Genomic DNA, 20,858 nt, shown 5'->3' with positions numbered 1-20,858 from the left:
ACCCTGCCAGATAGGGTAACTCCAACTTAGAAGCCAAATTTACCATTGTCATTTTTCCACTCTGAGCGCGCAGGAATGGTTTCGATGGTGTCCCAGTGCTCAACGATCTTGCCGTTATCAACACGGAACAGGTCATAAAAAGCAACGTGGTTATTCATGAATTGGCCTTCACTGATCGACAACACAAAGTTACCTTGACCCAAGATCTTATGGTTAGCGGTATAAACCATTGGCATGCCCGCTTCCGCTAACGCCCCCAAAGCTTCACCCAAACCGCTTAGGCCATCGGCTACACCTGGGTTGTGCTGTAAGTAAGCACTGTCTTCATTGTCGATATAGTTATTAATCTTCGCCATATCACCACCGATCAAGATGTCTTTGACAAACCCATCGACAAGCTGTTTATTTTGATCCGTTTTCTCTAGGTCTACGACTTTAGTCGCACCATCTAATTGAGTTCGTCCACTTGCGTTTGGCTTAGCAATTTCTTGCAGGTTGTCCCAATGCTCAACTATCTGTCCCTCTTCAAAACGGAACACGTCAAAGCCGACTTTAGGGCCGAAGAAGTTGTATTCAGTGTGTGTTACTACGAAATCACCGTCTTGAAATGAGCGTTTCACTTGCGCTTTCACTTGCGCTTTCGCTGAACCTTCTGGAAGCATTTGTAATACTTCACCAAAGCCCGCTAAGCCATCACCTACCACTAGGTTATGTTGAATGTACTTTTCAGGGTTAATGTAGCTCACCGCTTTTGCATCACCCGTTTCAATGCTAGAAATGACCGCTACCGCTTTTTCTTGAATAGACAGCTCTTGTGCAGCCACAGAACCGGTAACAACAGAAGCAGCAAGTACGCCAGCAGTTAGTAGTGTTGATTTGAATGTGTTATTTATTGTTTTCATTATTGAGTCCTCTCGTTGGCTTGGAAACTATATTAGTCAACGAGAGAGGCTCACGGCAGAGTGGATTTAGGCAGAAAAATGGTAGATATCGAACCTTAGATGATTCGTTTCGACCCATTCACGATTCAGAGAGGGAAGGCTTGGAGTACTTCTTTTGAAACTCACTAGGCGTCATCTGAGTATGATTTTTAAAGTACTTAACGAAATTACTGGCGTCTTCAAACCCAAAATCCGATGCCATTTTCTGAGACGTAATATTGGTTACCACCAGCTGACGCTTCATTTCTAAAACAGTAAAAGAGTCGATGATCTGCTTAGCAGTTAACCCCGTTGCGACTTTGCACACTTGGTTCAACGTCTTGTAGGTGGTGTTAATTTGATTGGCGTACCAGTTTGCATCGCGCACACGCTGGTAGTTGTTTTGAAGAAGCTCAAAGTAGCGGGCAAACTTAATGTTCTGCTGCAAGCTCAAAGCATCTTGCTTCACTTCTGGTCGTAGGCGATGAAGAATCAGAGCTAGTGCTGAGAACAAGTACATCACAATCAAGGGATCGGATTCTGGCTGATTCAGTTCCATCATAATTTGCTGAATAATACTTTGCGTCCGCTCTTGGTGGGACTCGTCTAGTGACAACAGTGCCGAGTGCGCCTTGTTCAAGTGAGTAGGCGTGTAGTTTGGCAACTTCATATTAGCGTGAACGCTGTCTAAGAACGCTTGAGTAAACAAAACCGCAGTGCCTTGTGGCTTGTTACTAAAATCAAAGGCGTGCACCTGCTCTCTTTGAATGAACAACACGCTCCCTTGGTTAAAAGGGTAGTCCTCAAAGTCGACCATGTGCGTACCAGAGCCTTGCTCGATAAACAGAATCAGGAAGAAGCTGACACGATGTGGCAATTGAGGATCGTGGTTAATATTGCTTTCTGAATAGAGCCGAGACAAGGGCACCAAATCCAGCTCAGCTTGCGCCGTTTTCTCATGGTTAAAGCCAATATTCGGGATTACTTGAGGCACTATTAACTTCCTATTCATTTACTCAACGGCTCTTAGCAAGAGTAATGTATCGCAGTGGGAACGGAAATGCTCTGAGCCTAGAAGTATGACTTAGCCAGCGTCACCAACAAGGTAAACATGCTCAATACACTCAACTTGCCAGACGCAACACAAGGTCAAAGCATTTAGATATAGGCAAAAAAATAGAGCCACCGAAGTGACTCTATTGCTTTTATTTTTCAATTTCTTTTTACAATTGCTTTTTAGCTAACGTTCTTTGTTAATTCACATCTGTTTTACAATGTAAATTAGTCTAGCTCAACGAGGTTCTTCTCGAACTCAGCGTGTTGCTTCTTAACTTCGTCTTCAGGCTCGCCCGTAATTAGGCTCACGATAACGATAGAAAGAGTCGATAGGATGATTCCCGGTACGATTTCGTACACATCGAACCAACCGCCCGTGAACTGTTTCCAAAGTACAATCGTCACACCACCAACCACGATACCCGCTAGAGCGCCGTTACGGTTCATACGAGACCAGTACAGGCTCAATACGATAGCTGGGCCGAATGCAGCACCAAAACCAGCCCATGCGTAAGACACAAGGCCAAGTACTGAACTGTCTGGCGTCATCGCTAGTACAAGTGCAATCAGAGAGATTAGGATAACCGCGAAACGGCCTACACGAACAATCTCTTCTGACGTAGCGTCTTTCTTCAAAACTTGCTTATACAGATCTTCTGCCATTGCAGATGAAGAAACAAGAAGTTGTGAATCCGCAGTACTCATGATTGCCGCTAGGATTGCCGCCAGTAGGATACCTGCGATTACTGGGTGGAACATCGCGTTCACAAGAAGCATGAAGATCTTCTCGCCATCGTCTAACTTAGGCGCGCCAGAGTTCGTTACGTAGATTAGACCAACAAGACCAACCAGCATTGCACCAATCATAGACAGTGCAGTCCATACCACCGCGATACGACGCGCGGTTGTTAGGTCTTTATTGCTACGCGTTGCTTTGAAACGAGCAAGGATATGTGGCTGACCGAAGTAACCTAGACCCCATGCTGCTAGCGAGATGATCGCGATAGCAGAAAGAGGCTCACCTTTCGCATCATTCCATAGCGTGAGTAGCTCTGGGTTGATGTTGTGAAGATCAGTAGATAGCTGGCCAAGGCCGCCGTTCATTGCTGCGATTGGTACAATCAATAGCGCAGCAGACATTAGTAGGCCTTGAACCAAGTCAGTCCAAGATACCGCTAGGAAACCACCAAACAGGGTATACGAAACCACACATACGGTACCGATAATTACCGCCGTTGTGTAATCTAGGCCAAATACCGTTTCAAACAATTTACCACCTGCTACCAAGCCTGAGCTTGTGTAGAAAAGGAAGAATAAAAGGATAAAGAAAGCAGAAATTGTTTGGATCAGCTTAGAGTTATCGTTGAAGCGACGAGATAGGAACTCAGGCAGCGTCAGTGATTCAGTTGTAATACTGTAAGTACGTAGGCGTTTAGCACTGATTAACCAGTTTGCCCAAGTACCAACCAGTAGGCCACCAGCAAGCCAGAATGCCTCAAAGCCAGCAGCGTAAGCGTAACCAGGCAGGCCAAGTAGCAACCAACCACTCATGTCTGATGCACCAGCAGAAAGTGCAGCAGGCCATGGGCCTAACGAACGACCACCTAGGAAGTAGTCTGTTGAGTTAGATGTACGTTTGTAAGCAATAACACCGATCGCTAGCATCATAATTAGATACGCAATGAACGTCGTCGTTATTGCAAAACTGTTTTCTATCATTTGATAGTCCTCATTTTGTAGAAAGCCTTCCATGCCTAATTCAATGCAAGGCACTCACCGTAAAGGCAAGCAAATGCATTGAGTTAGGTATTCAGGCTCTAAAGCACTATGGGTTAAATCCAAAAATGGAAAAAACCAACAATGGAGAAACCAAAAGTGCTTAGAGCCAATTTTACTGAAGGTTAGTGAGCTTCGCTTCCAAGTTCGAGCAAGGTCGCGTTACCGCCCACGGCTGTTATATTTATAGTTCGCGTACGCTCGGTAATGAAGCGCAGCGATAGGTGTGGATCATTAGCAACATTCATTGTCGCCAGATCCGTTTCAGCCACTAAACCGACGATTGCACCGTCACGCTTAGCAAGCTGTAAATTGATAGCTTGTGCCGTTTGTGAATTACCCACGTAACCTGCACTTCGCACATCGCAAGACAGCAGCTGTTGAGCAGCGTCGTACGATGAAACCTGTACTAAGTTGGTTGGTAGATTCGCTTGTTTCGCGGCATCAGCAATTAAGGTGTTGAACTGCACGTCATCACTGCACAATTGAACGCTGTTACCTGCCAATAGTGCTGCAGTAATCATCGCTGTTGCAGTTTGCAGTGCCGGCAGCTTCTCTTCGCAATCATCAACAATCACCAAAGCCACACCGCGGCCAGCGGCATACAACTCGTTGGTTTCGCCCGTAGGACCCACCATTAGATGATGTTCAGAAAGCAGCGCAGACGCTTGCTCTAGATGATAAGTCGCCACCGCTGCCAAAGGCGCAGATTGGCTTTCGATCTCTGATTTAAATGAAAGTATCTGAGCACTCTTATGATCAAAGTCGGTAAGATTCCATTGTTCCCACGCTAACAAAGCATCAGAAAAACCTGTCACTTGATGAACCATGATACTGCTCCTTATGCCTTGTCTTGTGATTGAGAAAAATGAACATCAGTAAAGCGGTATAGGTAGTGAGGACCACCCGCTTTAGGGCCAGTACCCGACAAACCTTGACCGCCGAATGGTTGAACACCAACAACAGCGCCCACTTGGTCACGGTTGATGTAGCAGTTACCCACACGAATGTGTTTCTCGATCCAACGGTAAGTTGTTTCGTTACGGCTGTGGATACCCATAGTTAGGCCAAAACCAGTTTGGTTAATTTGGTCTACTACTTGTGTCAACTCACTCGCTTTGAAGCGAACGATGTGCAGCACAGGGCCAAACTGTTCTTCTTTCAAGCAGCTGATGTCATCGATTTCAAACGCACTTGGTGGAACAAAGTCACCATGTTCACAATCCGTACCTAGAGAAAGTTGAGCCACCTTCTTCTGGGTATTAGTCATGTTTTCTAAGTGAGCCAACAACTTTTGTTTCGCGTTTTGGTCGATAACAGGGCCGACATCGGTTTTATGAAGATGTGGAATGCCAACACTCAGCTCGTCCATTGCACCGTGAATCAATGCAATCACACGATCTGCGATGTCTTCTTGGATGTAAAGCACACGCAGTGCAGAACAACGTTGACCTGCTGAAGCGAATGCCGAACGAATCACATCACGAACTACCTGTTCAGGCAGTGCGGTACTGTCTACGATCATCGCATTCTGACCACCGGTTTCCGCAATAAACGGAACAGGCTTAGCGTTACGACTTGCCAATGACACGTTGATACGTTGTGCTGTTGGTGTTGAACCCGTAAAGGCAACACCCGCAATCGCATCGTGGCTAGTTAGCGCACTGCCGATCTCAGCGCCACGACCAGGAAGCAACTGAATCGTGCCAGCAGGGAAACCCGCTTCATTCATCAGTTCCACTGCGCGAGCTGCAATCAAGCTTGTTTGTTCTGCAGGCTTCGCCACAACCGTGTTACCCGCAACCAAAGCTGCTGTAATTTGGCCAAGGAAGATCGCTAGAGGGAAGTTCCAAGGGCTAATACAAACGAACACACCACGACCTTGTCGTGAGGCAATTCGTGTTTGGCCATCAAAACCTTTTAGTTCGAAACCTTGTAGGTTATCCGCTTGTTTTGCGTAGTAACGACAGAAGTCGACCGCTTCACGCACTTCATCAACGCTGTCGTGAATCGTCTTACCTGCTTCTTGATGACAAATTGCCACCAGCTCAGCAAGGTTGTCTTCCATCAGGTCAGCCAGCTTATCAAGCGCTGCCGCTTTGGTTTCAACCGATGTTGCGTTCCAATCAGCGAATGCTGCATCTGCGCCAGTGATCGCTGCGGAAACATGATCAAGGTTAGCGAAAGCCACCTGACCCACATTAATACGACGATCATAAGGTGCAGTCACCTGCTCAACGTTCTGATCAGCCTTGATCATGCTTTCGGCAAGAGATTCACCGTTGATCACAGGACCAGCAGTCCATTGATTGTTTAAGAAGCCTTTTACTTGCTCTTCAAACTGATGCGCTTCGCTTTCGATATCAATGTTCACACCGTATGAGTTCTTACGCTCAGGGAATACCGCTGGAGGCAGAGGAATCTTAGTGTTGTTCAATGTATCGAATGCCAGAAGCATATCGACAGGGTGTTGAGTCAGCTCTGCCACTGGGCAACGTGCATCAACTAGACGGTGTACAAACGAGCTGTTTGCGCCGTTTTCTAGCAAGCGACGTACTAGGTATGGCAGTAAGTCTTTATGGCTACCAACCGGTGCGTAAATACGTACTGACTGTTGGTAAGCTTCCATCGCATGGTTGTAAAGAGAATCACCCATGCCGTGTAAGCGTTGGAATTCAAAGTCTTTATGCTCGGTCATTACTGCAATAGCAGAAACCGTGTGAGCATTGTGGCTCGCAAACTGCGGGAAGATATTGCCACGAACGCTTGGGCTCAATAGGTAACGTGCACATGCAAGGTAAGCTACGTCTGTCGCTTCTTTACGTGTGTAAACTGGGTAATCAGTGAAACCAGCCTGCTGTGACCATTTGATTTCGCTGTCCCAGTACGCACCTTTCACTAAGCGAAGTGGGATCAAATCACCCTGCTCTTTCGCTAGGCGGTTTAGCCAAACCAGAACAGGAAGTGCACGTTTTGAGTAAGCTTGAATAACCAGACCAAATTTCCCCCAACCTTTTACTAGGTCAGTGCGGTACAGTTTTTCGAATAATTTAAGAGAAAGCTCTAGGCGATCCGCTTCTTCCGCATCAATCGTAATTGCAACATCAAGCTCTACTGCGCGGCGCAATAGCTGTTCTAACGTATCGCAAAGTTCCGTCAATACGCGGTCTTCGTTCGCCACTTCATAACGTGGGTGAAGCGCAGAAAGCTTGATAGATACCGATGGTGCTGGGCTCGATTTTGAAGAGACATACGTATCTCGACCTACGGCTTCGATCGCCATTAGGTAATCTTTGAAGTATTTGTTTGCATCAGCAGTGGTCAGTGCCGCTTCACCTAGCATGTCGTATGAGTAGGTAAAACCTTTATCACGCATAGACTTACCGTTCTTTTGCGCTTCAGCAATGCTGCGGCCAAGAACAAATTGGTGACCCATCACTTTCATCGCTTGGTGCATCGCTTTACGAATTACCGGCTCAGAAAGCTTGTTCACTAAACGGTTAACCGCTTGTCCAGCACTCTGCTCGTTCGATGAAAGTCCAACCACCTTGCCTGTTAGCATTAGGCCCCAAGTTGATGCGTTAACAAAAACCGAGTCAGAATTCTTCAGGTGAGATTTCCAATCCGCAACGCTAAGTTTGTCGCGAATCAACGCATCAGCGGTTGCCGAATCAGGAATACGCATCAAGGCTTCCGCCAGACACATTAGCAAGATGCCCTCTTGAGTATCTAAGCTGTATTCAAGCAACAAGGCGTCGATCATCTGAATAGATGTTTTATCCGCACGGATAGACTCAATCAACGACGTCGTTTTGTCTGTAATTTGCTGCTTTTCAGACTCAGAAGGGGTAGCTAGCGGCAGAAGTTGCTCTAGCCATTGGGTTTCATCCACCATATATAATGGTGAGATAAGCGTCCAAAGATCAGCAAGCGACTGCTCATTGAATTCTGGCTTTAACACATCAGTAGCTGTAAACATGCGTTTTCCTTAATCTCACACCCGGAATTAGCCCGGGATCTCTACAATGGCTGCAGTGTATTTAGAGTATATAAGGATTACTTGTCAAAAACTCCGAGTTTTTTGCTAAAAACTCGCTTTATTAACAAAACAAACACAACGTCACATATGAAACTTTAAAATAATATGCCGTTTTGTTTCACTATTTAACAGAAATTTTCTTTTTGTATTGGGATGGAGACATGCCTTGAAGGCGTGAAAAGGTGTGAGTAAAAGAGGATTGACCGGAGAAACCAGCCAGTTCTGCGACCTGACCAAGGCTAAGGTTACCCTGTTCAATTAAACGGCGAGAACGATCGATACGCTTACCAAGAACATACTGGTGAGGGGTAATGCCCATTTGCTCTTTGAACAGCATATGGAACTGGCTTTCGCCCAAGAACACGCTGCCCGCAAGCTGAGCGACAGAGATCTTATTCGCGAGGTGTTGCTCGATGTAGCGATCCAGTGCTTCAAGATCAAAACGCGAGTCTTTAATTGAGGTTTCAAATGCCGATATGTGCCTTTGCATCAGAGCGATCACCGTGTCATTGCAGGCACGGCTTAACAATAGATCATCCGGGCTCGCCTGCATTTCTTGCACCAACATATGGATAAGCTTTTGAATTTGCGCGTCTAATTGGAAGTAGACGTTCGATGATTCTAACTGGTTAATCTTCTCTAACATTAGAGGGTCATCATCGGTTGGCACAGGCATATTGAGCACTAGGATATCCGACTGACCAACCACCCCACCGAAAGCATGATCAGAGCTCGCTGTTACCACACAACCTTGACCCGGCCCGATAAGATTACCTTTACCGCAAACTTCAAATTCCGCCTGACCATTTAAACCAATCACGACTTGCGAATAGTGGTGATCGTGACAATCCATATGCGAAGGCAAAGTAATGATCTCCGCAGGGCGAGGGCCAGTAAGGCCTAGCGGGGACAAGTCTAGGTTTGGAAAGGGTAAAGGTTTTGGCATGACAGCAAAGTACTCAGATCGACATAGTGAGAATAATACTCTGAAATCTGCACAAGATGAATTTGTAAATGATCATGAGAGTCATTTCCTCACCATAAACAGAAGATCATTACCGCGATCATCTTGATCATGCCTCCGGAAAGATGATCAAGAGCGTACAAACTACGGGCATTGTAAAACCAATCGTTCCGGCGAATTTAGGGGCTTCACAAGCAATCACACGAACACGAACACGAACACGAAAAACATTTTACAGGCTTCTACGACATGGTGGGTAATGTATGGGAATGGACAACCGTTCAGAAAGGCCTAGCGAAAGGTGGCGCGTGAAGCTTCTCTCCTGAAGAAGCAAAAGTGTTTAACGAACTGTACGTACCGCCTTCAACGGCAGCGAACTATCTAGGATTCCGAGTAGTACGAGAGCTGTAGGCTCCCAGTCATAGGCTCAGAACCCCAAATATTTACTCTAGGTTCTCAATTATCACATTGAGCAACATTTATAGGGGAATTCCCCCCTTATGCATAAGCACTCCTAGGAGTAGATTCGTCGATAGAGTAGTAAGTCACTCTGGGTATCAAATTGATGCCTCAGTTTAATTTACCTGACCCTCGTAAATTAGACTGAAAATCTTCTACATGTCGACAAGGCATATCTTGTCTTTAGCCAGCCCCTCTTCAGGCTGGCTTTTTTTTGCCTGATTATCACCCTTTATGCCCATCGATTCTCCGTGATTGACACAGTTAATCAACAGTCCGTTTAACTGTCAGTCACCCCTTATTTTTCGTACTCTAATTGCCATTGCAGCGCTATAAGAAACTGATATCATTTCCATACCTCAGATTACGAGATAAAACCTTGCCAGATCCACTCAACTCCATACATCGTTCTTTATTCGAACAACTTCCAGGCTGCTGGGGCTGCAAAGATACTGACTCGGTCTTCGTGTACGCCAATCTCGCTTACAACCAATTGATTGGCTTACAACCCAATGAGACTTGTACTGGCTTGACCGACTTCGACATGCCCAGTCAAACCACTGAGTGCGCACAAGATTTCAGAGCTCAAGACAAACATGTGATGGATACACGCAGTACCCTTAAGATTCTCGATATTCACCCCTATCCAGACGGACGCTGGCACGCCCATATCTTTACTAAAACACCATGGCTTGATGACGACGACAACGTCCAAGGCACCATCTTCTATGGCCAAGAGCTTACTGATACCGCGATCTTAGAGGTCGGTCATTGGGTTTGTCAGGCCACAGGAACAAAAGGCGATCAGGCATCGCTTGCGGGGTCAGAGCCGCGCGTGTCTAAGCTGCAAAAGCGGCTGACTTCGAGAGAATCAGAGGTACTGTTCTTACTGCTTTTCGGCAAGAAACCACAGTACATCGCGTCGACGTTAAACATTTCAATCAAAACGGTCGAAGGTCATGTCGCCAGATTGAAACAGAAGTTTGATGCACGCAGTAAAAGCCAATTGATTGAGTATGCGTTGGATTCAGGATTGGGCTCAGTGATCCCAGAAACTCTGCTCAAAAAACAGATCTCCGTTGTTCTGCACAGTAACTGATTGACTGTTCATCTGAAAATGCAGACAAAAAAATGCCGTTGATTTGATAAGTCTAATCAACGGCATTTTTAGATCTGTTAAGCAGCTAAGCGATCAAAAAGCCTAAGGCGCTAGGCGATCAATATCCCAACTGTTGTCTTGGCGAGAGAACAAGAAACGGTCGTGCAAGCGGTGTTCACCACCTTGCCAAAACTCAATGCTATCTACACGTACACGGAAACCACCCCAGAAAGAAGGCACGGGAATCTCGCCTTTGGCAAACTTCTGTTTAAGCTCTAGATACTTACCTTCTAAAATCCCACGCGCTGAGATGCGGCTACTCTGCTTACTTGCAATCGCGGCCAATTGGCTCTCTTTTGGACGTGACGAGAAGTACTTCATATTTTCCATAGCCGTTAGCTTTTCAGCCGTGCCCGTAATATGAACTTGTCGCTCAAGTGGATGCCAAGGAAAGTGCAAACTGATTTTGCTGTTGTGCTCAAGCTGGTGCGCTTTACGGCTACCTAGGTTAGTGTAAAAAACGAAACCGTCTTTATCCACATTCTTCAGCAGAACAATGCGTTGGAATGGCTGACCATTTTCATCAACCGTAGCAACTGTCATGGCAGTAGGGTCCGTCAACTTCGCTTCAATGGCTTGCTCTAGCCATAAATTGAATTGCTCAATCGGGTCTGCGGCCAAGTCTTTACGTCTCAATCCACCCTTAGCGTATTCGCGACGAATATCTGTCAGTTCCATTTGGTTGCTCCTTTAAATTTTTTTGTGATTTTGCGCCGTAATCCTTTGAAACACAAGTCTAAGCCATGGTTTTGACTCACAGAAGGTGCTCTGTGTTAACAAGATCTCGGTACTCTCTCCATCATATTGATAATCTTTATACAAACCGATGACAAGCTGAGATCCGAGTGACCAAAATACTGCCTAACCTAATGACACCCTTTGTTTTATTCTCATTGTTATTGGGAGCTGCAGGGCTGACCGCAACCCACTTTATGGCAGTGCAATTCCAAGAAAAAATCGTCACTCAGCAACTCGATGAAGCAGCAAGTAAAGCCAATCTACAAATCGACTCTGAATTGGATAAATTCAAACAGATCCCGGATTTGCTCAGCCATGACCCGCGCTTGCTCTCTTATTTTGACTCATCACCACAAGCAGACAAGATTTCCGCTGCGCAGCTCAATCAATTGCTATTTGAATGGTCGAATCAAAGCCAAGCCGACACCATCTATATTCACGATCCGAACGGTACTGTGGTCGCTTCCAGTAATTACCAAAAGCCTCGCACTTTTGTGGGTGAGAACTTCTCGTTTCGTCCCTACTTTGCTTCTGCCATTCAAGGTAACAACACACAATATGTCGCGCTAGGCGCTCGTTCGAACGTACGCGGTTATTTTCTGTCTTCACCTCTGTATATCGACAAGGAAATTGTTGGCGTTATCACCGTAAAAGTGAGCTTAGAAAATCTCGAAAACATCCTAACCAGCGACGATTTTGAGATCGTAGTACTCGACTCTAACCAAGTGGTCTTTCTATCAAGCCAAGCTCCATGGCTTTACCATTCATTGTTGCCACTAACTCAGCAACAACAAACGGATATCGCACTTCAACGCCAATACGGTCAAAGCGAAATTTCGATCATCGAAGCCTTTCGCTCTTCAAGCTCTCAATCAGAAACTAGCAACGCCAATCAATCTAGCAACCTTCAATCCAATGAAATCCGAAAAGAGCTCACCGCCAACCAGTTATTCAAGCTTGGTGCATTTAATCTTTACCCCGCTACCATCAGCAACAATCAGTACCAAGTTGTTGCCCTAAAAGAGACCAGAGCTGAACTTATTAAAATCTTGCAGATCGATGTCATCTTCGTGGTGATTTACAGCTTGGTGATGCTCATCGCTTGGTCGTGGCGCCAGACTTATCTCGCGAAAGTGGCGTTGACCCGACTCAACCAAAACCTAGAGCAAACCGTTGATAAACGCACTCACTACTTGAAGCAATCCAATCAGCAGCTGCAACAAACCCTTTTTCAATACCAAGAGTCGCAGTCGAAGTTGAAACAGACAGAACAAGAGCTGACACAAACCGCGAAACTAGCGGTACTCGGTGAGCTGTCAGCCAGCATTAACCACGAAATAAACCAACCACTTGCAGCACTGCGAACCTACAGTGAAAACAGCTTAAAGCTACTGGAAATGGAACGAACCGATTTAGTGAAAAGCAATCTTGAGAAAATGATTGGCCTCAACAACACCATTACCGACATCATCGCGCGACTCAAAGTCTTTACTCGCAAGGTCACCAAACAAGAACATCATGTGGCGAACCTGCATCAAGCGGTCAATAACGCCACTAGCATTCTCAGTGCGCTGATGATCAAGCAAGGCATTACTCTAAGGCTAAGCACGGTGCCAGATGACATCAATATTGCGATTCATCCAACCGAACTCGAGCAAGTACTAGTGAACCTGATTCACAACGCGACTCAAGCGCTGCAACAACAAGTTCTTGAACACAAAATCTTGCAGGAGCAACAAAACCTGGAAAGCGTTGACCAACAGGCTAGCCCACAGATAGGCATCGAATGGCAACTGCATCATGACTCTTGTCAGCTGATCATTTGGGATAACGGAATTGGCATGCCGAACGATAAGCTAGAACAGCTGTTCGACCCGTTTTTTACCACCAAACCGGAAGGTTTAGGGCTAGGGCTTTCAATATCGAAACGGATTATTGAAGCGTATCACGGCACGATCAGCGCGAACCGGTTAGAGCCTTCAGGCATGGTATTCTCGCTAAACATCCCGTTATATAACGATAAGGGCTAACACGCCGTTGTTATCGTTGATTAGAAAACGAATCTCACATACTGCTAATCTCACCTACAGCTAAGGAATCGGCTTTTGCACTCTATGCCTAAACTCTATTTTGTCGACGATGAACCCGCCATTCGAGACTCGGTAGAACAAGCCATGCTCATTGAAGGTATCGATATCGTCGGCTTTCCCAATGCTATTGAGGCATTAAAGAAAATAGATACCACGCAAGCCGGAATTGTCATCACCGATATTCACATGCCGGTAATGGATGGCATTCAATTAACGCAAAAGTTGCTGAGCCAAAATCCTCATTTTCAGGTCATCGTACTTACCGGACATGGTGACGTGCAAACCGCGGTATCAGCGATGAAAGCCGGTGCTTACGATTTTCTGGAAAAGCCATTTGTGGTCGATGCCCTACTCACTGCCGTTAAAAAAGCCGCAGATAAGCTCGCACTGGTTGAAGAGAACAACCTATTGCGTAAAGAGTTGGCAATGCAAAATCAGGTTGGCCCGAAACTGATTGGTCAATCACCATCAATGCAGGCATTGCGCCGAGAATTGATCACCCTAGATACCAAAACTAACCCACTTCTATTGTTTGTTGGTGATTTAGGGACGGGGAAAAGGGTCACTGCACAATACACCCATGATTTACACAGTCATCAAACCGCGGAGCTTTGCCCTGTCGCGGCGTTTAATTTGCCACGCAGTGACGAAGCGACATTCCATCAGTTTGTTTTGCAACTGTTCTTAAAGCATCAAGGTGGAACACTCTATATCCATGAAACAGAAGCGTTAACTTCGCAGCAATGGCTATGGTTAGCCGCTCTAAAACCCACTCTACTTCATGAAAACTCATGCAAGACCAATGCAACTTGTATCATTATCGCAACTACAGTAGTTCCTACTACAATTACAGGTGAACTACGCCGGTTTAATTTACTACCCTTGGCGCAAAGAACGGAAGATATTGGCTCTTTGTTCAAACACTTTGCTCGTGGTGCAGCCAGTCGCTATCAACTGCCGCCACCCGTCATTACAGAAAAAGAGATGCAGCGACTCATTGCAACGCATTGGACGGAGAACATTCGTCAGCTTCGCCAACATGCTGAACTCAGAGTGCTGACTCAAATTAAGCAGCCGTCGCTCGACAGCGATACTGATGAGCAAAATGAACTCGATATGAGCATTGAAGAGCAACAACAGTCGTTGAACCAACGCACCGATAGCTTTGAACAAATTATCTTGATTGAGGCGCTACATCGCCATCAAGGTCGTTTAAAAGAGGTACAACAAGAGCTGCAGGTGTCGCGAAAAACACTGTATGACAAACTAAGAAAGCACCAACTCGATAAAACAGATTTCAAGAACCGATAAGTCTTAAAAAATATATAAATTCAAAGATTTAAATGAGCAAAATCTTAACATTTATCAAAAGTAAGAATACACTCAATAGGCTTGCACTTTTATTTAGCGAACAAGGACTGTTATGAGTCAGAAAAATTTCAGCAAATTGAACGAGACCGAGCTTGAGTATGTCGATGATAAAACAGCGGCACTACTCCTCAATACGCCCACCAGTGCGCGAATTATGTTGTGGGTGATCGTTCTGTTTTTTATTGCTGCTATTGGGTGGTCTGCATGGGCAGAGATCGACAAAGTTACCGTTGGCCAAGGCAAAGTGATCCCCTCCTCTCAGATCCAAGTGGTACAAAACCTTGAAGGTGGCTTAGTTAAAGAGATCTTAGTTAAAGAAGGTCAACGTGTTCAGAAAGGTCAGCAGCTACTGTTGATCGATGACACTCGATTCCGTTCGGACTTCCGCGAACGTGAACAACAAGTGGCGAACTTAACCGCCAACGTGTTGATGCTATCCGCTTCATTAACCAGTGTCGTCATTAACGAAGAGTTCTCTGTTGAAGAGTGGAAAAAAAGCGTGTTGCTTGATTACGGTAAACTCGCCTTTCCACCAAAATTCTACGAGCTTCAGCCTAAACTGGTTAATCGCCAAAAAGCCGAATATCGTCAAGATCTGAATAACCTAAAAAACCAACTTTCTGTTTTTGATCAACAAGTTGAACAGAAACAGCAAGACCTAGTTGAGATTAAGGCGCGGGTTCGCAACCTAAAACAGAGTTACCAGTTTGCTCGCCAAGAACTGGATATCACCAAACCCCTCGCCGATGAAGGTGTGGTACCACGAATTGAATTACTTAAACTGCAAAGACAAGTGAACGACACTCGCCGAGAAATGACCTCAAGCGAGCTAAAAATCCCTCTGCTACGCTCAGCAATCAAAGAATCCATGCTCAGCCGTATTGACGCCGCACTGAACTTCCGCTCCGAACAACAAGAAAAACTCAATCAAGCCCAAGACAAGCTCTCTGCAATGACCGAATCTGCCGTTGGCCTAGAAGACAGAGTAAACCGTACCGTGGTGGTTTCTCCTGTAACAGGCACCGTTAAAACATTGGGTATTAATACTGTCGGCGGGGTTATCCAACCGGGTATGGACATCGTTGAGATTGTACCAACAGAAGACTCTCTATTGGTTGAAGCGAAAATCGCCCCGCAAGATATCGCGTTCCTACGCCCAGAATTGACTGCCATCGTTAAATTCAGTGCTTATGACTTCACTAAGTACGGTGGTCTAGAAGGCGTGTTAGAGCACATCAGTGCCGATACCACTCAAGATGAAGAAGGCAATAGCTTCTATATCGTGCGCGTGCGCACCGAAAAACACAATTTTGGACAGAACGAAGAGTTGCCAATCATTCCAGGTATGACCGCCTCTGTCGATATCATCACGGGTAAAAGAACCGTGCTTGAGTACATGTTGAAGCCACTATTAAGCGCTCAAAACAATGCACTAAAAGAGTAATGACGTTTGATGTTTGATAACGCCTTTCAATACACAGCAAATAGACAAGAGCAGAGGCTATGAAGTCTCGGATTTCGCTATTGCTGCTGGTCCTCACCTCTTTCACCTCTGTGGCGCTCAACAAGAGCGACCAACGGTGGATAGATGCAGTGACCAAAACCTACGGCGATAGAGCCGGAAAGCGAGTGGCAACATGGCGCTCAAATATGACGTCATACGACGGATTAAGTGAAAAAGAGAAGCTCAGGTCGGTGAACCAGTTCTTCAACCAGATGTACTTTGTCGATGACAACATACTGTGGGGAAAGAATGATTACTGGGCAACACCACTGGAATTTTTAGGCAGCAACGCCGGTGATTGTGAAGACTTCACAATCGCAAAATACTTCTCTTTGCTTGAACTGGGCGTCCCAGATAAGAAATTACGATTAGTGTACGTAAAAGCACTGGAACTAAACCAGTTCCACATGGTGTTAGCTTACTACTCAACACCGAGTGCAGAGCCATTAATTTTGGACAACTTAAACCCTGAAATTAAACGCGGTTCCAAACGCCCAGATCTAAGACCAATTTACAGTTTTAACGGTAAAAACCTTTGGTTGATCAAGTCGGCAGCAGGCAGCGGCAAGTTGGCAGGGAAATCTTCAAGATTGAGCTTATGGAACGACTTACGTTCACGTGAGCGCTCTCTAAAATTAAACAAACCCATTATCAATTACGATGAGTAGGTACAATGACTTTATATAAACAGCTTGTGGTCGGGATGGTTGCAGTGTTCATACTGCTGATGACGTCAGTTTTTATGATCGAATTCAATACCACCCGTGGATACTTAGAGGAGCAGCAACGCTCTGAGGTAAGTAATACCATTAATACTGTTGGACTGGCTCTCGCCCCTTACCTAGAAGAAAAGGACAAGGTGGCAGTGGAGTCTGTTATCAACGCCCTGTTTGATGGCAGTTCTTACTCAGTCGTTCGATTGATCTTTCTCGATAGCGGTGAAGACATTCTCCGCTCATACCCTGTAAAGCCAACTGGCGTACCAGAGTGGTTTACCAACCTAAACCTGTTCGAGCCTGTTCATGACCGCCGCGTGATCACCAGTGGCTGGATGCAATTGGCCGAGGTCGAGATAGTAAGTCACCCAGGCCCTGCCTACGATCAACTTTGGCAAGCATTCATCCGCTTACTGAGCATATTTGGCACGATCTTCTTGCTCGGTTTGGTGTCTATCTCTTGGATCCTTAAGCGCGCTTTACGCCCGCTCTCGTTGATCATTACCAAGATGGATCAGATCGCCAAGAATCAGTTTGGCGAACCTCTGGCTCGTCCAAAGACAAAAGATCTCACCTTGGTTGTCGATGGTATCAACCACATGTCGACTCAAGTTGAACTGGCATTTAAAAACCAAGCGAAAGAAGCTCAGAAGTTACGTGAAAGAGCATATATCGACCCTGTATCTCAGCTAGGTAACCGTGCTTACTACATGTCTCAGTTAACTCAATGGTTAGAGGAGTCGAGCTTAGGTGGTTTAGCGGTACTTAAAGCGGAGTTTATTAGTGAAGAATACGATGAAAAGGGCTATCAAGAAGGTGATGCCTTGGTTCATCAACTGGCTGAACAGCTACAGGCTTCAATTTCATCACCAGACATCACCATCGCTCGTATTTCTAGTGACGAATTTGGTTTCATCATGCCAAACATTGATGAGAGCGAACTGAAACTTGTCGCGAGCAGCATCGTAAACTGTATCCAGAGCCTAGGTTCAGACCCAACAGGCACTGCGAACCCACACATTGCTCTTGGTGTGACATACAGCAACACGCGTAAAACCAGTACTGAAATCATGTCGCTGGTGGATAACGCACTTTCAAGTGCCAAGGCGAATCGAGAACTTGCTTACGGCTACGTAACCGCAGACGATCACGGCGCAGTGATGGGCAAACAACAATGGCGTATGTTGGTTGAAGAAGCGATCATCAACGACCTCATTACCTTCCGTTTGCAGGCTGCAAACAATGCCTTTGGTAAAACGTATCACCAAGAGGTGTTCTCTGCGATTGAAAAAGATGGCGTGCGTTACGGTGCTAACCAGTATCTATACGCGCTAGAACAGCTTGAAATGAGCCACATCCTCGACCAATACGTTATCGAGAAGATGATTGAAAAGCTCAATGCAAAAGAAGTAACCAGCCCTGTCGCTATTAACATTTCACCAAGCAGCATTTCTCAACCAAGCTTCATCCGTTGGATCGGTAAGACGCTTGAACAGAATGCTTCAATCGCTCACCTGTTGCACTTTGAGATTCCAGAAAACTGCTTCATCAACGTTCCGCACTACACGGCACTTTTGTGTAACACCATTCGCAACGCTGAAGCGGTGTTTGGTGTCGATAACTACGGACGTAACTTCCAATCACTGGATTACATCAACGAATACCGTCCAAGCTATGTGAAGCTAGATTACCTGTTCACACATAACCTTGATGACGAAAAACAGAAGTTTACCTTAACGTCGATCTCTAGAACCGCTCACAACCTAGGCGTCACCACCATCGCGTCTCGAATAGAAACTCAGACTCAGCTAGATATTCTGTCTGATAACTACGTAGAAGTGTTCCAAGGCTTCATTGTTGATAAATAGTTGTAAGGGTTATATCACATGCAAGATCCACTATTGAACTCACTGATCTACGTTAGCCGGTATTACGGGTTAGCTAACTCGCCCGAAGCGTTGATCAATGGGCTACCACTATCCGATGGAAAGCTAACCCCTTTCCTATTCCCACGCTCTGCTGAACGAGCAGGATTAGTGGCAAAAGAAAACCGTTCCGACTTAGAAAAGATTCCTCACCTGATACTGCCTGCGGTCTTACTACTTAAACAAGGTGAGGCGTGCGTTCTCAACAGTATCGATTTAGAGAAGCAAGAAGCGGAAATCATTACTGCGGAAAGCGGAATGGTGCCAATCATCATTCCTGTCGAAGAGCTGAAAGAACAATTCATCGGCCGCTACTTCTTGGTAAAGAAACAGTTCCGTTATGATGAACGTTCACCAGAAGTTCTAAAAACACGTAAAGGGCATTGGTTTTGGAGCACGATTTGGGAATCTAAAAACATCTACCGAGATGTGTTGATTGCCTCCATTCTTATCAACATCTTCGCGATTGCCGCGCCGATGTTTACACGCTTGGTGTACGACAAGGTAGTTCCCAACCTCGCCTTTGAAACTTTGTGGGTGCTGGCAAGTGGTATCTTTGTCGTGTTCCTATTCGATTTGCTGCTCAAATTGATGCGCAGCTACTTCATTGACGTTGCCGGTAAGAAATCCGATATTCTCATTTCCTCCAAACTGTTCAGTAAAGTACTGGGGATTCGTATGGAAGCGAAGCCTGCTTCTGTCGGTGCTTTCGCTAAAAACTTGCAAGAGTTCGAATCCATTCGTGAATTCTTTACCTCTGCAACCATTGGCTCGTTAATCGACCTCCCCTTCGCACTGATGTTCTTAGCGCTAATTTGGTTAATGGCTGGAAACCTTGTGTTTGTTCCCGTTGCTGGCGTGGTCATTTTGATCGTCTATGCATTGCTAATCCAAGGTCCACTGCGCCGTACCATTGAGGAAGGCTCTCGTCTTGCTTCGCAGAAGTACGCGAACTTAATCGAGAGTTTGGCAGGGTTAGAGACGGTTAAGCTGTTCAGTGCGCAAAGCCAATTCCAATTCCGTTGGGAAGAAGCCGTTGCTCACATGGCGAATTGGAATATCAAAAGTCGACGCATCACTGACAGCATCCAAAACACCGCCGGCTTTGTTCAGCAAAGTACTAACGTTGGTATGATCATCTTTGGCGTGTATCTAATTGCAGAAGGTGAACTTACGATGGGTGGCTTGATCGCTGCAACCATGTTGAGCGGCCGAGCGATTGGCCCGCTTGTTCAGCTGTCTTTGCTTTCGACTCGTTACAACCAAGCAAAGTCATCAATGACTCTGATTGAGCAAGTGATGTCGATGCCTGATGAACAAGAAGAAGGTAAACGCTACATTCACCGTCCGATTATTCAGGGCCATATCGCGCTAGATAAAGTGACGTTCCACTACCCAGATTCACCAGTGGCTTCAATTAGAGACTTAACCCTCAATATTAGTCCTGGTGAGAAAGTAGCAATCATTGGTCGTATTGGTTCAGGTAAAACCACACTAGAACGTCTGATTATGGGCCTGTACAAGCCCACAGAAGGCCATGTACGTATTGATGATACGGATATGGAGCAACTGCATCATGTCGACGTACGACGCAATATAGGTTGTGTTCCGCAAGACAGTAACCTGTTCTACGGTTCAGTAAGAGACAACATTACTTTAGGTCGTCCTTTGGTGGATGACCGTGACGTGATGGATGCAGCAAACCGTGCAGGGGTAACCGCGTTTACTCAACAAGATCCTGCAGGTTTGGAACGCCAAGTGGGTGAAGGTGGTGCCTTGCTGTCTGGTGGACAACGTCAGTCAATTGCCATTGCTAGAGCCTTCCTTGGCCGTCCGCCAGTGTTGTTGATGGATGAGCCGACCAGTGCTATGGATAACCGTTCAGAGATGCACATCAAACACCAACTTAACCAATTGCTACCAAGCGAGACGTTAATTCTGATTACACACAAAACGTCGATGTTGGACATTGTCGATCGAGTGATCGTAATGGAGAAAGGCTGCATCATTGCAGATGGTCCTAAAGCACAGGTTCTTTCAGACCTTAAACAAGGTCGAGTTAGAGCCGTTAGTTAGAGCGCTCAAGCCACCTAAATAAATAATTATCAGTAGAAACCAAAAGGGGGAGCATCAGCTCCCCT

At 45.8% G+C, this 20,858-nt stretch carries 14 protein-coding genes and 1 pseudogene; 8 read left to right on the top strand and 7 right to left on the bottom strand.

The window, feature by feature from the left end; genetic code table 11:
- Positions 1-26: 26 nt before the first annotated feature.
- The 6 genes from AB4371_RS07280 to AB4371_RS07255 all read right to left on the bottom strand — a co-directional run bounded on the left by AB4371_RS07280 (position 27) and on the right by AB4371_RS07255 (position 8,737).
- Positions 27-902, bottom strand: a complete 876-nt coding sequence (locus AB4371_RS07280; protein WP_372149350.1) for a hypothetical protein — start codon at positions 900-902, stop codon at positions 27-29.
- Positions 903-1,020: 118 nt separating this feature from the next.
- Positions 1,021-1,914 (bottom strand): helix-turn-helix domain-containing protein, encoded by an 894-nt coding sequence (locus tag AB4371_RS07275; RefSeq protein WP_372149346.1) that lies wholly within the window; start codon positions 1,912-1,914, stop codon positions 1,021-1,023.
- Positions 1,915-2,201: 287 nt separating this feature from the next.
- Positions 2,202-3,728, bottom strand: a complete 1,527-nt coding sequence (putP, locus tag AB4371_RS07270) for a sodium/proline symporter PutP (protein ID WP_170930181.1) — start codon at positions 3,726-3,728, stop codon at positions 2,202-2,204.
- A 149-nt stretch (positions 3,729-3,877) separates the two neighbouring features.
- Positions 3,878-4,582 (bottom strand): 1-pyrroline-5-carboxylate dehydrogenase, encoded by a 705-nt coding sequence (locus AB4371_RS07265; RefSeq protein ID WP_372149343.1) that lies wholly within the window; start codon positions 4,580-4,582, stop codon positions 3,878-3,880.
- An 11-nt stretch (positions 4,583-4,593) separates the two neighbouring features.
- Entirely contained in the window at positions 4,594-7,731 is a 3,138-nt protein-coding gene (putA, locus tag AB4371_RS07260) for a bifunctional proline dehydrogenase/L-glutamate gamma-semialdehyde dehydrogenase PutA (RefSeq protein ID WP_372149340.1), read from the bottom strand.
- Between the two features lie 181 nt (positions 7,732-7,912).
- On the bottom strand, positions 7,913-8,737 hold the full coding sequence (locus AB4371_RS07255; RefSeq protein WP_017061200.1) for an AraC family transcriptional regulator: 825 nt from the start codon (positions 8,735-8,737) through the stop codon (positions 7,913-7,915).
- A 252-nt stretch (positions 8,738-8,989) separates the two neighbouring features.
- Here AB4371_RS07255 and AB4371_RS07250 point away from each other — a divergent pair.
- Together AB4371_RS07250 and AB4371_RS07245 are read left to right on the top strand one after the other, a co-directional pair.
- Positions 8,990-9,166, top strand: a pseudogene (locus AB4371_RS07250) (SUMF1/EgtB/PvdO family nonheme iron enzyme); the annotation flags it as partial.
- A 364-nt stretch (positions 9,167-9,530) separates the two neighbouring features.
- Positions 9,531-10,313 (top strand): helix-turn-helix transcriptional regulator, encoded by a 783-nt coding sequence (locus AB4371_RS07245; RefSeq protein WP_102393783.1) that lies wholly within the window; start codon positions 9,531-9,533, stop codon positions 10,311-10,313.
- 102 nt (positions 10,314-10,415) lie between these two features.
- Here the strand turns inward: AB4371_RS07245 and pdxH are convergent, their stop codons facing one another.
- The gene (pdxH, locus tag AB4371_RS07240; protein ID WP_017061203.1) at positions 10,416-11,051 is read right to left on the bottom strand and encodes a pyridoxamine 5'-phosphate oxidase; all 636 of its coding nucleotides are present in this window, start codon (positions 11,049-11,051) and stop codon (positions 10,416-10,418) included.
- Positions 11,052-11,218: 167 nt separating this feature from the next.
- Between pdxH and AB4371_RS07235 the strand changes: the two genes are divergently transcribed.
- The 6 genes from AB4371_RS07235 (at position 11,219) to AB4371_RS07210 (ending at position 20,793) form a co-directional block, all read left to right on the top strand.
- Positions 11,219-13,141 (top strand): ATP-binding protein, encoded by a 1,923-nt coding sequence (locus AB4371_RS07235; protein WP_102393782.1) that lies wholly within the window; start codon positions 11,219-11,221, stop codon positions 13,139-13,141.
- An 84-nt stretch (positions 13,142-13,225) separates the two neighbouring features.
- On the top strand, positions 13,226-14,512 hold the full coding sequence (locus tag AB4371_RS07230) for a sigma-54 dependent transcriptional regulator (RefSeq protein WP_102393781.1): 1,287 nt from the start codon (positions 13,226-13,228) through the stop codon (positions 14,510-14,512).
- 112 nt (positions 14,513-14,624) lie between these two features.
- The gene (locus AB4371_RS07225) at positions 14,625-16,016 is read left to right on the top strand and encodes an HlyD family type I secretion periplasmic adaptor subunit (RefSeq protein ID WP_048660519.1); all 1,392 of its coding nucleotides are present in this window, start codon (positions 14,625-14,627) and stop codon (positions 16,014-16,016) included.
- Between the two features lie 59 nt (positions 16,017-16,075).
- Positions 16,076-16,744, top strand: a complete 669-nt coding sequence (locus tag AB4371_RS07220; RefSeq protein WP_019823329.1) for a transglutaminase-like cysteine peptidase — start codon at positions 16,076-16,078, stop codon at positions 16,742-16,744.
- 5 nt (positions 16,745-16,749) lie between these two features.
- Complete coding sequence (locus AB4371_RS07215; RefSeq protein WP_086969028.1) at positions 16,750-18,660, top strand: LapD/MoxY N-terminal periplasmic domain-containing protein; 1,911 nt, start codon at positions 16,750-16,752, stop codon at positions 18,658-18,660.
- A gap of 18 nt (positions 18,661-18,678) precedes the next feature.
- Positions 18,679-20,793 (top strand): type I secretion system permease/ATPase, encoded by a 2,115-nt coding sequence (locus AB4371_RS07210; RefSeq protein WP_017061209.1) that lies wholly within the window; start codon positions 18,679-18,681, stop codon positions 20,791-20,793.
- Positions 20,794-20,858 lie beyond the last annotated feature (65 nt).

Origin of the sequence: Vibrio sp. 10N.261.51.A3 (assembly GCF_041471965.1) — a bacterium.
Classification (GTDB): Bacteria; Pseudomonadota; Gammaproteobacteria; order Enterobacterales; family Vibrionaceae; genus Vibrio; species Vibrio crassostreae_C.
This window is presented reverse-complemented; position numbering and strand designations above follow the sequence as displayed.

Bases quoted from the DNA above. Each gene is read 5' to 3' on its own strand.
- AB4371_RS07210 (WP_017061209.1), top strand. From the start codon at position 18,679: ATGCAAGATCCACTATTGAACTCACTGATCTACGTTAGCCGGTATTAC.
- AB4371_RS07215 (WP_086969028.1), top strand. From the start codon at position 16,750: ATGACTTTATATAAACAGCTTGTGGTCGGGATGGTTGCAGTGTTCATA.
- AB4371_RS07280 (WP_372149350.1), bottom strand. From the start codon at position 902: ATGAAAACAATAAATAACACATTCAAATCAACACTACTAACTGCTGGC.
- AB4371_RS07265 (WP_372149343.1), bottom strand. From the start codon at position 4,582: ATGGTTCATCAAGTGACAGGTTTTTCTGATGCTTTGTTAGCGTGGGAA.
- pdxH (WP_017061203.1), bottom strand. From the start codon at position 11,051: ATGGAACTGACAGATATTCGTCGCGAATACGCTAAGGGTGGATTGAGA.
- AB4371_RS07225 (WP_048660519.1), top strand. From the start codon at position 14,625: ATGAGTCAGAAAAATTTCAGCAAATTGAACGAGACCGAGCTTGAGTAT.
- AB4371_RS07255 (WP_017061200.1), bottom strand. From the start codon at position 8,737: ATGCCAAAACCTTTACCCTTTCCAAACCTAGACTTGTCCCCGCTAGGC.
- putA (WP_372149340.1), bottom strand. From the start codon at position 7,731: ATGTTTACAGCTACTGATGTGTTAAAGCCAGAATTCAATGAGCAGTCG.
- AB4371_RS07220 (WP_019823329.1), top strand. From the start codon at position 16,076: ATGAAGTCTCGGATTTCGCTATTGCTGCTGGTCCTCACCTCTTTCACC.
- AB4371_RS07230 (WP_102393781.1), top strand. From the start codon at position 13,226: ATGCCTAAACTCTATTTTGTCGACGATGAACCCGCCATTCGAGACTCG.
- putP (WP_170930181.1), bottom strand. From the start codon at position 3,728: ATGGAAGGCTTTCTACAAAATGAGGACTATCAAATGATAGAAAACAGT.